This window comes from Pedobacter sp. Leaf176, assembly GCF_001424305.1.
Classification (GTDB): domain Bacteria; phylum Bacteroidota; class Bacteroidia; order Sphingobacteriales; family Sphingobacteriaceae; genus Pedobacter.
The window spans coordinates 94,512-106,829 of record NZ_LMPD01000008.1; the positions used below are offsets into that span (position 1 = coordinate 94,512).

The 12,318-nt window shown below is 37.4% G+C and carries 12 protein-coding genes and 1 pseudogene; 5 read left to right on the forward strand and 8 right to left on the reverse strand.

The features are described 5' to 3' along the window. Positions 1–404 precede the first annotated feature (404 nt). Complete coding sequence (locus ASF92_RS20275; RefSeq protein ID WP_197413347.1) at positions 405–725, forward strand: hypothetical protein; 321 nt, start codon at positions 405–407, stop codon at positions 723–725. Positions 726–858: 133 nt separating this feature from the next. Here ASF92_RS20275 and ASF92_RS20280 read toward each other — a convergent pair whose 3' ends face one another. Together ASF92_RS20280 and ASF92_RS20285 are read right to left on the reverse strand one after the other, a co-directional pair. After that, positions 859–3,138 carry an aconitate hydratase gene (locus tag ASF92_RS20280; protein WP_056097560.1) on the reverse strand — a complete coding sequence of 760 codons (2,280 nt, stop codon included), beginning with the start codon at positions 3,136–3,138 and terminating at the stop codon, positions 859–861. A 231-nt stretch (positions 3,139–3,369) separates the two neighbouring features. After that, positions 3,370–4,062 (reverse strand): polysaccharide deacetylase family protein, encoded by a 693-nt coding sequence (locus tag ASF92_RS20285; protein ID WP_056097561.1) that lies wholly within the window; start codon positions 4,060–4,062, stop codon positions 3,370–3,372. Between the two features lie 71 nt (positions 4,063–4,133). On the opposite strand from ASF92_RS20285, the gene ASF92_RS20290 reads away from it, so the two are divergent. The 4 genes from ASF92_RS20290 to ASF92_RS20305 all read left to right on the forward strand — a co-directional run bounded on the left by ASF92_RS20290 (position 4,134) and on the right by ASF92_RS20305 (position 8,510). After that, positions 4,134–5,489, forward strand: coding sequence for a TolC family protein (locus ASF92_RS20290; protein WP_056097667.1), 1,356 nt, complete (start codon positions 4,134–4,136; stop codon positions 5,487–5,489). A gap of 30 nt (positions 5,490–5,519) precedes the next feature. Beyond that, entirely contained in the window at positions 5,520–6,863 is a 1,344-nt protein-coding gene (locus tag ASF92_RS20295) for an efflux RND transporter periplasmic adaptor subunit (protein ID WP_056097562.1), read from the forward strand. A gap of 115 nt (positions 6,864–6,978) precedes the next feature. Next, on the forward strand, positions 6,979–7,977 hold the full coding sequence (locus tag ASF92_RS20300; RefSeq protein ID WP_056097563.1) for an NAD(P)H-dependent glycerol-3-phosphate dehydrogenase: 999 nt from the start codon (positions 6,979–6,981) through the stop codon (positions 7,975–7,977). Positions 7,978–8,168: 191 nt separating this feature from the next. Continuing rightward, positions 8,169–8,510 carry a hypothetical protein gene (locus ASF92_RS20305; protein WP_056097669.1) on the forward strand — a complete coding sequence of 114 codons (342 nt, stop codon included), beginning with the start codon at positions 8,169–8,171 and terminating at the stop codon, positions 8,508–8,510. Positions 8,511–8,562: 52 nt separating this feature from the next. Here ASF92_RS20305 and rimO read toward each other — a convergent pair whose 3' ends face one another. From rimO to rpmB, 6 genes and pseudogenes are all read right to left on the reverse strand, one after another. Then, the gene (gene rimO / locus ASF92_RS20310) at positions 8,563–9,894 is read right to left on the reverse strand and encodes a 30S ribosomal protein S12 methylthiotransferase RimO (RefSeq protein ID WP_056097564.1); all 1,332 of its coding nucleotides are present in this window, start codon (positions 9,892–9,894) and stop codon (positions 8,563–8,565) included. Between the two features lie 166 nt (positions 9,895–10,060). Further along, positions 10,061–10,432 (reverse strand): annotated as a pseudogene (locus ASF92_RS21475) (GxxExxY protein). 58 nt (positions 10,433–10,490) lie between these two features. Continuing rightward, entirely contained in the window at positions 10,491–11,453 is a 963-nt protein-coding gene (gene ftsY, locus ASF92_RS20320) for a signal recognition particle-docking protein FtsY (RefSeq protein ID WP_056097566.1), read from the reverse strand. 84 nt (positions 11,454–11,537) lie between these two features. After that, the gene (locus ASF92_RS20900) at positions 11,538–11,693 is read right to left on the reverse strand and encodes a DUF4295 domain-containing protein (protein ID WP_010599808.1); all 156 of its coding nucleotides are present in this window, start codon (positions 11,691–11,693) and stop codon (positions 11,538–11,540) included. 80 nt (positions 11,694–11,773) lie between these two features. Then, the gene (gene rpmG / locus ASF92_RS20325) at positions 11,774–11,956 is read right to left on the reverse strand and encodes a 50S ribosomal protein L33 (protein WP_010599807.1); all 183 of its coding nucleotides are present in this window, start codon (positions 11,954–11,956) and stop codon (positions 11,774–11,776) included. A gap of 45 nt (positions 11,957–12,001) precedes the next feature. Beyond that, on the reverse strand, positions 12,002–12,235 hold the full coding sequence (rpmB, locus tag ASF92_RS20330; protein ID WP_025145121.1) for a 50S ribosomal protein L28: 234 nt from the start codon (positions 12,233–12,235) through the stop codon (positions 12,002–12,004). Between the last annotated feature and the right edge of the window lie 83 nt (positions 12,236–12,318).

The window sequence follows — 12,318 nt, forward strand, 5'->3', positions numbered from 1 at the left end:
CAAATAAGACCTGACATAAGCGTATGCTTTAATAAGTTTATTTACATATTAACTCCAATCTGCTGAGAATTAATAAAATTAGTTGCTTCTAGGAAATCGAATAGATTTAATTAAATAATTACATCATTGCTTCGGATTGGCCATTTTTACTTACGATCCAGTACCATGCAGAGAAGAAACCACCTCATTTTATATTCGTAAACAAGTGCGCATCTCTAGCAAAGCTATTAATTAAAAAAAATTAATAATTTTTATTTAGACTTAATCTAAATAATGTATATTTGAACTGTTCTTGAAGATATTCAACATCATCTTTTGGTTAGTTTTTGTTGATTAATAAGTCCTGACTACCCACATTGATGATGTGGGTAAATCAGGCGCAATTAAATTCGAATCGTTAGCCTATGTGTAAAACTTTGGTTTTAGCCCAGAATGAAAATCTAACAATTGCACAGTGTTGCAATTGCCGTGTTTTGAATATTTGGAGAGCGGGCGTTCTTATGAACTTTTCATTTGAGCAATTCAAGGCCTTTTATCATGCAACTAAAACACTGGAATTTGACAATTATTTAGAAAGCAGACCAGATGGCAAGGAAGTTGTAATTCTTTCTACGCCTTTGCCGGATATCAGTTTAGTATTTACAAGATATGAATGGCGTGAATTTTTCGAAAAAATGGAAGAAGCCAATTTCATGCAAAAAGTTTATGAGCTGGTGAATAGGTAACAATTTAGTTTAAAAAAAATCCCATTATGAAATTAATCAAAATGGGATTTCTTGGATTAAGAAATAAAAATCGAAGGACAAAGATCACAATTATATAGTCTGTCTTTGTTCTTTATTCCTTGCTCTTTTATCCTCAAAGCGCGGCTTTGGCAGCGGCTTCAGCTCTAATAATATTTAGTGCACCGCCTGCTTTAAACCACTCAATTTGTTGTTCGTTGTAACTGTGGTTTACCGGGAAAGATTCCTCAGTTCCATCTAAGTGATGTAATACTAATGTTAATGGTTTATTTGGAGCAAACTCTGTTAAACCAAGAATATCTACGGTGTCACCTTCCAGAATTTTATCATAATCATCTTTATCAGCGAAAGTTAGACCTAACATACCTTGTTTTTTCAGGTTGGTTTCATGAATACGGGCAAAGGACTTTACCAATACAGCACGAACACCCAGGTGACGCGGCTCCATAGCTGCGTGTTCGCGAGATGAACCTTCACCGTAGTTTTCATCGCCGATTACAATTGATCCGAAACCAGTGGCCTTATAATCACGCTGAGTAGCAGGGACCGGACCGTATTCGCCGGTTAGTTCGTTTTTAACATTGTCAGTTTTGTCGTTGAAGTAGTTTACTGCTCCAATTAACATATTGTTAGAAATATTATCCAGGTGACCACGGAATTTTAACCAAGGTCCGGCCATGGATATATGATCTGTTGTACACTTGCCTTTAGCTTTGATTAAAAGTTTCAAACCTTTCAAGTCAGTACCCTCCCAAGCGGTAAACGGATCTAATAATTGCAAACGGTGAGACGTTGGAGAAACCAAAACTTCTACCTTAGAACCATCTTCTGCAGGCGCCTGATAACCCGCATCTTCAACAGCAAAACCTCTTGTTGGTAGTTCATCACCAGTTGGTGGATCTAATTTAATCTGCTCACCTTTATCGTTAGTTAAGGTATCTGTTAGTGGATTGAAACCAAGATCTCCAGCAATGGCAATTGCAGCAACCATTTCAGGTGATGCTACGAAAGCAAAGGTGTTTGGATTACCATCTGCACGTTTAGCGAAATTTCTGTTAAACGAGTGTACAATCGTATTCTTTTCTGCTTTCTCCGCACCGGTTCTGTCCCACATTCCAATACATGGTCCGCAAGCGTTGGTGAAGATTGTTGCATCTAAGTCTTCGAAAGTTTTCAAATATCCATCCCGATCTGCTGTGTAACGCACTTGTTCAGATCCAGGGTTTATGCCAAATTCTGCTTTGGTAACCAAACCTTTAGAAATGGCTTGCTTGGCAATAGATGCAGCTCTGGATAAATCTTCGTATGAAGAGTTGGTGCAGGAGCCGATTAAACCCCATTCCACTTTCATTGGCCAGCCGTTTTTCTCTGCCTCAATTTTCATCTGAGAAACCGGAGTTGCTAAGTCAGGTGTAAAAGGTCCGTTCAAATAAGGTTCTAAAGTATTTAAATCAATTTCAATTACCTGATCAAAATAGTTTTCTGGATCCGCATAAACTTCAGCATCACCGGTTAAGTAAGAAGCAATTTTATTAGCCTCATCAGCTACATCATTTCTGTTGGTTGAACGTAAATAGCGCTCCATACTCTCGTCATAACCGAAAGTAGATGTTGTTGCACCAATTTCTGCACCCATGTTGCAAATTGTGCCTTTACCGGTACAACTCATAGATGTGGCACCCTCACCGAAATATTCCACAATAGCACCTGTACCACCTTTTACGGTTAAAATGCCTGCGACTTTAAGGATAACATCTTTGGCAGCAGTCCAGCCGTTTAATTTGCCGGTCAACTTCACACCAATTAATTTAGGGAATTTAAGCTCCCAGGGTAATCCGGCCATTACATCACAAGCATCGGCACCACCAACACCGATAGCAACCATACCCAAACCGCCGGCATTAACCGTATGGGAATCAGTTCCAATCATCATCCCGCCAGGGAATGCATAGTTTTCTAATACTACCTGGTGAATGATACCTGCACCTGGTTTCCAGAAACCGATACCGTATTTATTGGAAACTGATGATAGGAAATCAAAAACTTCAGCACTTTCAGTCCGCGCATGAGGTAAATCTATTGCTGCACCTTCTTTGGCTGTGATCAGGTGATCGCAGTGAACCGTTGAAGGAACTGCAACCTGAGGACGACCAGCTTGCATAAATTGTAAAAGGGCCATTTGAGCAGTTGCATCCTGCATAGCTACGCGATCTGGTGCGAAATCTACGTAATCAGTTCCCCGTGAAAATGCTTTTTTAGGATTGCCGTCCCAAAGGTGTGCATATAATATCTTTTCTGATAATGTTAAAGGTCTGCCAACTATTTTGCGGGCCGCATCAACGCGGCTACCGAAGTTTGCATATACCTTTTTAATCATGTCTATATCAAAAGCCATCGATTTATTGTTTAAAAGGGTAATACTTCTATTATATTCCTGCGAATTTACAAAAAAAATGCACGTTATAGGTCATACTAAGATCATTGTATTATTTAGTATTGTTCTAAATAATTTTACAAAAAGAATGTCCATTTCCGAACTCTTGTGTTCGTTTTTGAACGCCTGTGCGGAATTTAAATAAGTAAATGCTTGTTAATGAGTTGCTTGTTTTGAATTTTGCTATTGGCATTACTTTAGTTGATGATAAATCGATGAAAATTGATAACCCTGTTTCGAAAAATGGTCCAGTACCTTTGGTAACGCATATTGCAGGCGATCAAAGGCTTTTAAGCTATCGTGGAAGACGATGATTGATCCATTTTCTGTATGTTTTATCACATTTTGAAAGCATTTTTCAGGTGAAAGATCGACGTCGAAATCGCCGCTCAAAACGTCCCACATTACAATTTGTAGTTGTGTGCCGGGGGTTAAATGTCGAGGGTTGTAAAATTGGGCATTTATACCTTCAACCCATAACCTGTAACCGCTAACCAATTTTGAAATTTGAGATTTTTTTATTCTTCCATATGGCGGGCGAAAAAGATTGGTTTGAGTAAATGCCTGGCATTTTAAGAAATTCTGAAGATAGGGTTCGTCTTCGGTAATCCAGCCTTTAAGGTGGTTAAAAGTATGGTTCCCGATGGCATGGCCATCATTTTTTATGCGTTCGAAAACGTCAGGATGCTTGTTAATATTATCGCCGATACAAAAGAAAGTTGCTTTTGCATTAAAGGCTTTTAAGGTTTTTAAAACAAAATCTGTAACATTGGGTATAGGTCCATCGTCAAAGGTTAAATAAATAACTTTTTCGGTGCGGGATTTATTCCAAATCAATTTGGAATAATACCATTTGAGCAGGAGCGGCGATTTAACCAGGTACATTACATCAAAGTTAGTAATTGCCCGGACAGATTGAAATTATTAAAGTTGTTTATATAGATTTGAAACAAATTATGAAAATGTTTACCAGGAATAGCTTACTTACCGTATCTGTACTTTTATTTGCTCTAAGCTTGAATCAATTCGCTAAAGCCCAGGAAGTGATTACCATTGAGCAAGCCGTTGAAAATACTTTAAAAAACAACCTCAATATTAAACAGGCCGCTTTCAGTGCGGCCATTAGTGAGGAAGACCTACGGCAGTCTAAAAATGCATTACTCCCTACATTAAGCGGAAGTGTTAACCAATCCATGCAGTGGGGAAGAAGTCAACAGGTTTCTGGTTTATTTGAAAATACACAAAACTACAATCTAAACCCAAACTTAAATACGAACGTTACGTTATTCGGTGGAGGGACAAAAATTAATCAAATCAGACAGAATAAATTTTTATTGGATGCAAGTAAGACGAATGTTGATAAGGTAAAAAATGATTTGATATTGCAGGTGGTAACAGCTTACCTTCAAGTGCTTAACAATCAGGATCAGGTAAAGGCGACAGAACAACAACTGGAAGTGGCTAATTCAACTTTGAAGCGCGAGCAGGCATTACTTGACGTGGGTAATAAAACGTTGGCAGACATTTCTCAGGCTAAATCTCAGGCAGCCACAGCTGAGCTGAATTTGACCGATGCACAAAATCAACTTACCATTGCTTACCTAACATTAGGCCAGTTAATGGAAATTCAGCCCCCAATGACTTTTAAAGTTCAGCCCCCAATGGTAAGTGAAATTGATAATGTTAAAACAGCCTATGTGCCCAGCGATATTTACAAGCAGGCGATGGAAACATTTCCAGACATCAAATTAGCATTTAATTATAGCAAAGCAGCAGAAAAAGCTGTTGATGTTGCCAGAGGCAGTTACTTTCCGCAAATAAGTTTCGGTGGTGGCTTAGGTTCTGCCTACTACTATCAGTTTAATGCCAGTCAGTTCCGTCCTAACTCCCCATTTGGTAGTCAGTTAACTGATAACTTTGGTCAATTTATAAGCATGGGCATCCAAATTCCTATCTTTAATGGCTTTTCAACACGATCGAATGTTAGGAGGGCAAAAATTTCTTTGCAACAGCGTAAAACGGATGAAGCATTAGCCAAAAATAATCTCATTAAAGTTATCAATCAGGCGGTTGCGGATTTAAATGCAGCTAAGAGTCGCTATTCGTCTACGCAAAACGCATTCCAAGCCCAAAAAGATGCATTTTATGTAATAGACCAGCGCTACAACGTGGGCCTTGTAAATTCGTTAGATTACAGTACAGCCCAGACAAATCGAAATAAGGCTGAGATAGATTTTATTTTAGCTAAGTATGATTTAATTTTCAGAGCCAAGGTAATTGACTATTATTTAGGGAAACAGATTACATTTTAACAATCAACAAACGAAATACAATAAAATATTATGAAACTGAAGCACATTTTAATTACCATTGGTGTAATCCTTGTTGTTCTAATCGGATTAAAGCTTGCCGGTGTAATTGGGGGCAACAAAACCGAAAAGGTAACTACGGAAAAAGCAACTGATAGAACTGTTGTGGAAACGGTTACTGCAAGTGGTAAAATTCAACCCGAAACAGAAGTGAAACTAAGCTCTGAAGTATCGGGTGAGGTGGTAGAACTTAAGGTAAAAGAAGGTGATATAGTCAAAGCCGGCCAGTTACTATGTAAAGTTAGACCTGATGTATTGCAATCGGGTTATGAAAGAACCGTTGCGACATTTAATGCTCAAAAGGCCAGTGTAGCTGCAGCTCAACAACAATTAATTCAAAACCAGGCGAATTTCGTTAATTCAGAGGCTACCTATAAACGTAATGTAGAATTATTCAATAAAAAGGTAATTTCTGCTTCAGAATTTGATGCCGCGAAAGCTGCTTATTTAACCGCAAAAGCAAATTTAGCAAGCGCAAAGGAAAATGTTACCGGTGCAAAATTTACATTAGAGCAAACAGGTGCAAACGTAAAAGAAGCAGGTGCAAACCTCGCAAAAACTACAATTTACGCTCCTGTAGATGGAGTAGTTTCAAAACTTTCTATCGAATTGGGCGACCGTATTTTAGGTACGTCACAAATGGCAGGTACAGAGATTATGCGTATCTCTAACCTATCATCAATGGAAGTAAATGTTGATGTTAATGAAAACGATATTACGAGAGTAAAAGTTGGTGATAAGGCTTCAATTGAAGTTGATGCATTTTCTGATAAAAAATTCAGAGGTGAAGTTACTGAAATTGCGAGTTCATCAACTGCAGTCGGAACAACAACTTCGACATCGGTAGATCAGGTAACAAACTTTTCTGTAAAAATCAGGATTAAGGAGGAGCTTGCTGGGAAACAACAATCTATTTTTCGTCCGGGCATGTCTGCAACAGTGGATATTGAAAGTGAGTCATTAAAAGGCTTATCAATTCCGATTCAGGCTGTGTTCACAGATAATAAAAATAAATCCTCAGATGCTGGCGCTGCTGCAAATAATCAGGAAAATAACGACAAACAGAAGTCTAAACTTGCAGATAAGACGGTTAAGCAATTTGTTTACGTATATGACGCCGCAAGCAAAAAAGTTAAGCAAACTGAGGTAGCTACCGGCATTCAAAATGATCAGTTTATCATTGTAAAATCTGGCGTTAAAGCCGGACAGGAAATTGTGACTGGCCCTTATTCTGCGATTCAAAATAAACTTAAAGATGGAATGGTAGTAGAGAAAACCTCTAAAGACCAATTGTTTAGCAAAGACGGAAAAAAGTAATTAATAAATAATCGCAGGAATTGGTATCTTGCATTGTTGAAGGTGTAAAGTTAATGGTTAAATAGTTGTTTAGCCTGATGCTTTACACCTTTTACCTTTAACCTTTTTTATAACCATGGTACCAAAAATAGCAATGATTGGAGGCGGAAGCTGGGCTACTGCAATTGTTAAAATGCTATCAGACAATTCGACCGAAAAAGAGATTTACTGGTGGATGCGAAATGCTGAAGCAGTTGAGCACATCAAGAAGTTTAAACACAATCCACATTACATCAGCTCTGTAGAAATAAAAATATCCCCGGATAATATCTCTACTGAAATAAATTGCATCATCGAAGCTGCTGATTACATAGTTTTAAACGTTCCGGCAGCCTTTTTGAAAGACAGTTTGGCTAATATCACGCCTGAAGATTTAAAGGGTAAGAAAATCGTGTCTGCAATTAAGGGCATAGTACCCGAAGACAATTTAATTATCGGAGAATTTCTCCACGAAGTTTACGGAATTCCATACCATGATATTCTGGTTGTGAGCGGTCCCTGCCATGCGGAGGAGGTTGCTTTTGAGAAGCTTTCCTATTTAACAATCGCCTGCACCGATATGCAAAAAGCGTCATCTTTCGCTTCTTTTCTAAATACAAGATATATTAAAACTAATATATCTGATGATATTTATGGAACAGAGTACGCTGCGGTTTTAAAAAACATTTATGCAGTTGCCAGTGGTATCTGCCACGGGATTGGCTATGGCGATAACTTTCAGGCAGTTTTAATTAGCAATGCAATTCGTGAAATCAAGCTTTTTGTAGATGTTGTGCATCCAATAAACCGCGATATTATGGAGTCTGCCTATCTTGGCGACCTTTTGGTAACGGCCTATTCGCAATTCAGTAGAAACAGAACATTTGGCAATATGGTGGGGAAGGGCTATACGGTAAAATCAGCCCAACTGGAAATGAATATGATAGCCGAGGGCTATTACGCAGCAAAATGTATGCAACTCAAAAACCGTGCGCATGATGTAGAGATGCCCATTTGCAAGGCAGTTTATAATATTTTATATGAGGGTCATTCACCCCCTATGGAAATGAAGTTGCTCGCCGAAAAGCTAAATTAGTATTTTACGTTAATTGCCAACTGCTTACAGGATTGAACTTTTTTACACGATATAAAGTTTATCCTGCAATTGCATGATGTAACTGTTTTCACTCCTGTTGTTTCTTTCCTTTGCTATCATAATACATTGTGCTTCATTGTAAAACAAAAGCTAAGATGAACTGTTATTCCTCCAAAATAAATATAACTGTCATGAAAAAGAAATTTGCAATAGGATTATTAACACTCGCATTATTTGGCGGTTTGAGCCTTAGCGTAAACGCACAGGAAAAGAAAACAGACGTAGGCAAAGCACTAGATAAAACAGGTAAAGCGATTGGTAAAGGCGCAAAATCTGTTGGTAATAAAACTGCTGAAGTTGCGGTAAAAGGTGGTTCAAAAGTGGCTGATAAAACCTGGAAAGGTAAGATGGCACCAGATGGTTCTGATGTTTACATCAATGCGAAGAACGAAAAATATTATGTAAACTCGAAAGGCGCTAAAATCTGGCTAAAGCCTAGTCAGATTAGAACCAGAGTAGAAGTTAAAAACTAAAATATCCCTTACAAAAAGGCTCGATTGAAATTCAATCGAGCCTTTTTGTTTTCTAAACTATTGTTCCGTATAAATCGAAATCTTCAGCTCTGTTAATCTTTACATTTACAAAGCTTCCGTTTGCCGCATAACCGGTTGCAGCGTCAATTAAAACCTCATTATCAACTTCAGGAGAATCAAACTCTGTTCTTCCTACAAAGAAATCACCTTCTTTTTTATCAACCAGAACTTTAAAGGTTTTTCCAACTTTTTCCTGGTTAATATCGAAAGAAATTCCCTGCTGTACTTCCATTATGTCATCAACACGTTGTTGTTTTAACTCATCAGGTACATCGTCAACAAGTGTGTGCGCATGTGTTTTTTCTTCATGCGAATAAGTGAAGCAACCCAACCGATCAAATTTTGTTTCAGCAACCCAGGCTTTCATCTCCTCGAAATCGTATTCAGTTTCGCCAGGATAGCCACAAATCAAGGTGGTTCGCATTGCGATATTTGGCACTTTATCTCTAATCTGATTAACCAGATCTATTGTTTTTTGCTTTGTCGTTCCCCGGCGCATAGACTTCAGCATATTATCGGTAATGTGCTGTAATGGCATATCCAGATACTTGCAGATATTATCACGCTCATTCATGGCATCTAAAATTTCCATCGGAAAACCTGAAGGATAAGCATATTGTAAACGAATCCATTCAATGCCAGGAACATCTGATAAACGGCGCATTAACTCATCTAACTTACGCACACCATAGAGGTCTAAACCGTAATAGGTAAGATCCTGAGCAATTAAAATCAGCTCTTTTGTGCCATTTCTAGCCAATATTTTTGCTTCATTAACCAACTCTTCCATTGGTTTGCTTAAATGTTTGCCTCGCATTAAAGGGATGGCACAGAAAGAGCAAGGGCGGTTACAGCCCTCCGCAATTTTGAAATAGGCGAAATGAGAAGGAGTGGTTAACAAACGTTCGCCAATAAGTTCATGTTTGTAATTGGCACCTAACTCATGTAATATATTTTGCAGGTCGTTGGTGCCAAAAAAGGCGTCTACATTGCTGATTTCTGATTCCAGCTCTGGCTTGTAACGCTCAGACAAACAGCCTGTTACCACTACTTTGCCAATTTTACCTGCTTCTTTTAACTCGCTGAATTGTAGAATGGTATCAATTGATTCCTGTTTGGCATTATCGATAAAACCGCAGGTATTAATTACAACGATGTCATCTTTACCCATTTTATCAGATTCATGCACAACATTTAAGTTATTGCCACGGAGCTGACCCATTAATACTTCTGAATCGTAAATATTTTTTGAGCAACCTAAGGTAATCACATTGATTTTAGGTTGCTTGATTGTTGAACTTTTTTTTATGGTTTTGGTATTCATATTAATTTGATTTCGCTTTCCTTGTAGATTGATTCCACCGATTTAGCGATTCCACAGATTCCCTTGCGGATATTAATTATACTGCGATTCTTTTGATATTATAAATTATGTAGTCGATTTTAATCAGCCTAATTGCACTCAAAAATGGATGCTTTGGTTTTAAAATTTAAACGACAAGTCTATTTACTTCGCAGCTGGAATTGCCAAAGTTAATCAATAATCCTGTTTTAATTTTGCTTGCTTTCAAATAAGAAATAACTTGACTTTTGAATAACTTAGGTTGAAAACCTGCTACCGCTTATAAATCAACTATCACGCTATCTTCGACAACTAAATCACAACGAAAGGTGCCTATCAGACTGCCTTCAAATATAACTTTGAACTCTTTTTCTACTTCGTGCCTTAAATTTATTTGCTTTACTTTTATTTTTAAAGCGTTTGAATATATTCTCTCTGGAAATCCAGGGCCTAGATGATTATGAATATTGTAACTACATCCAATTATTGCTTCCATAATCAGGCCTTTCTCATATTCCATTACTAAAATTACCTAAAATCTGTGTAATCCAGTAATCTGTGGAATCACCCACGAAGTGCTATTTAAACAAACTATTCACAAACTCCCTCTTATCGAAAAGTTGTAAATCGCCTATTTTTTCACCGACGCCAATATATTTTACAGGAATTTTAAATTGGTCTGATATTCCTATCACAACCCCGCCTTTGGCGGTTCCATCCAACTTTGTAATTGCTAAAGCATTTACGTCTGTTGCTTCAGTAAACTGTTTACATTGCTCAAATGCATTTTGCCCGGTTGAGGCGTCAAGAACCAATAAAATTTCATGAGGTGCATTCGGAACCACCTTTTGCATTACCTGTTTAATTTTACCAAGTTCGTTCATTAAACCTATTTTGTTATGTAAACGCCCTGCGGTATCGATAATTACAACGTCTTCGCCATTGGCGACAGCAGATTGGAGTGTATCAAAAGCTACCGATGCCGGATCCGATCCCATTGCCTGAGCAACAACCCGGACGCCCACACGCTCACCCCAAAGTTTAATCTGTTCTACAGCGGCTGCTCTAAATGTATCTGCAGCGCCTAAAACAACTTTGAGATTTGCTTCTTTAAGCTTATGAGCGAGTTTGCCGATTGTAGTCGTCTTACCAACGCCATTTACGCCGACCACCATAATAACATAAGGTTTATGTTCGCCATATTCAAACTGACGGAAATCATTACTGTTGTTTTCTGATAACAATAACTGAATTTCATCGCGAAGAATAAAATTTAATTCAGAGGTATTCAGGTATTTATCTTTTGCAACGCGTTCCTCAATACGCTTAATTATTTTCAGCGTTGTGCTTACACCGACATCAGAGGTTACTAAAACTTCCTCCAGATTATCGAGAACTTCATCATCAACAGAAGATTTTCCGGCAACAGCTTTGGTTATTTTGTTAAAGAAACCATCTTTTGTTTTCTCTAAACCTTTATCCAATGCTTCCTGGGCTTCAGGTGCACTTTCTTTCTTCTTGAAAAAATCGAATAAACCCATATCTAAATTTTTATATAACAAAAAAAGCCCTTCCGGTTTAAACGGAACGGCCTTTAATATCTTCTAATATTAAAAAATATTAACCTATTTAGATGCAATAGCATCTTTTACGTGGTCGTTATGTACGATAAGCTCTTTGAATGAATAAGCACCAGTTTTTGGTGATTTAACCATTGTAATAACTTTCGAATATTCTTTACCTGTACCTGTTTTAAGGGTTGCAACTACTTTCTTAGCCATGTTTTTATAATTTTAATGATTGAATTAGTGAATGTTCGAATGAATGAAATACTCAATCATTCAGTCAATCTATCATTCAATTATTTAATCTCTTTGTGAACGGTTACTTTTCTTAATACCGGATTGAATTTTTTCAATTCCAATCTTTCAGTCGTATTTTTACGGTTTTTGGTAGAAATATATCTAGACATACCTGGCATGCCACTTTCTTTATGTTCAGTACATTCTAAAATAACCTGAACTCTGTTACCTTTTTTTGCCATTTTAATATAAATTGTAAACTGTTAATCTCAACAGTTAAAGTTTTTTTATAAAAATCCTTTTTTAACGAAACGATTGATTGCTTCGCTTATACCCACTTTATTGATGGTTTTAATTGCTGAAGTAGAAACTTTCAACGTAATCCAACGATTTTCTTCAGGAATATAAAATTTCTGAAGTTGTAGGTTCGGGTAAAATTTGCGTTTGGTTTTAACGTTTGAGTGAGAAACGTTGTTACCTACCATTGCTTTTTTTCCTGTTAAATCACAAACTCTTGACATGACTTATAAATATAGTTGTTAATATCGTCCGCTTAATTTTTTTAAGAGTGTGCAAATATCTGAATAATTATTGTAAATGACAA

Bases quoted from the DNA above. Each gene is read 5' to 3' on its own strand.
- ASF92_RS20275 (WP_197413347.1), top strand. From the start codon at position 405: ATGTGTAAAACTTTGGTTTTAGCCCAGAATGAAAATCTAACAATTGCA.
- ASF92_RS20280 (WP_056097560.1), bottom strand. From the start codon at position 3,138: ATGGCTTTTGATATAGACATGATTAAAAAGGTATATGCAAACTTCGGT.
- ASF92_RS20285 (WP_056097561.1), bottom strand. From the start codon at position 4,062: ATGTACCTGGTTAAATCGCCGCTCCTGCTCAAATGGTATTATTCCAAA.
- ASF92_RS20290 (WP_056097667.1), top strand. From the start codon at position 4,134: ATGAAAATGTTTACCAGGAATAGCTTACTTACCGTATCTGTACTTTTA.
- ASF92_RS20295 (WP_056097562.1), top strand. From the start codon at position 5,520: ATGAAACTGAAGCACATTTTAATTACCATTGGTGTAATCCTTGTTGTT.
- ASF92_RS20300 (WP_056097563.1), top strand. From the start codon at position 6,979: ATGGTACCAAAAATAGCAATGATTGGAGGCGGAAGCTGGGCTACTGCA.
- ASF92_RS20305 (WP_056097669.1), top strand. From the start codon at position 8,169: ATGAAAAAGAAATTTGCAATAGGATTATTAACACTCGCATTATTTGGC.
- rimO (WP_056097564.1), bottom strand. From the start codon at position 9,894: ATGAATACCAAAACCATAAAAAAAAGTTCAACAATCAAGCAACCTAAA.
- ftsY (WP_056097566.1), bottom strand. From the start codon at position 11,453: ATGGGTTTATTCGATTTTTTCAAGAAGAAAGAAAGTGCACCTGAAGCC.
- ASF92_RS20900 (WP_010599808.1), bottom strand. From the start codon at position 11,693: ATGGCTAAGAAAGTAGTTGCAACCCTTAAAACAGGTACAGGTAAAGAA.
- rpmG (WP_010599807.1), bottom strand. From the start codon at position 11,956: ATGGCAAAAAAAGGTAACAGAGTTCAGGTTATTTTAGAATGTACTGAA.
- rpmB (WP_025145121.1), bottom strand. From the start codon at position 12,235: ATGTCAAGAGTTTGTGATTTAACAGGAAAAAAAGCAATGGTAGGTAAC.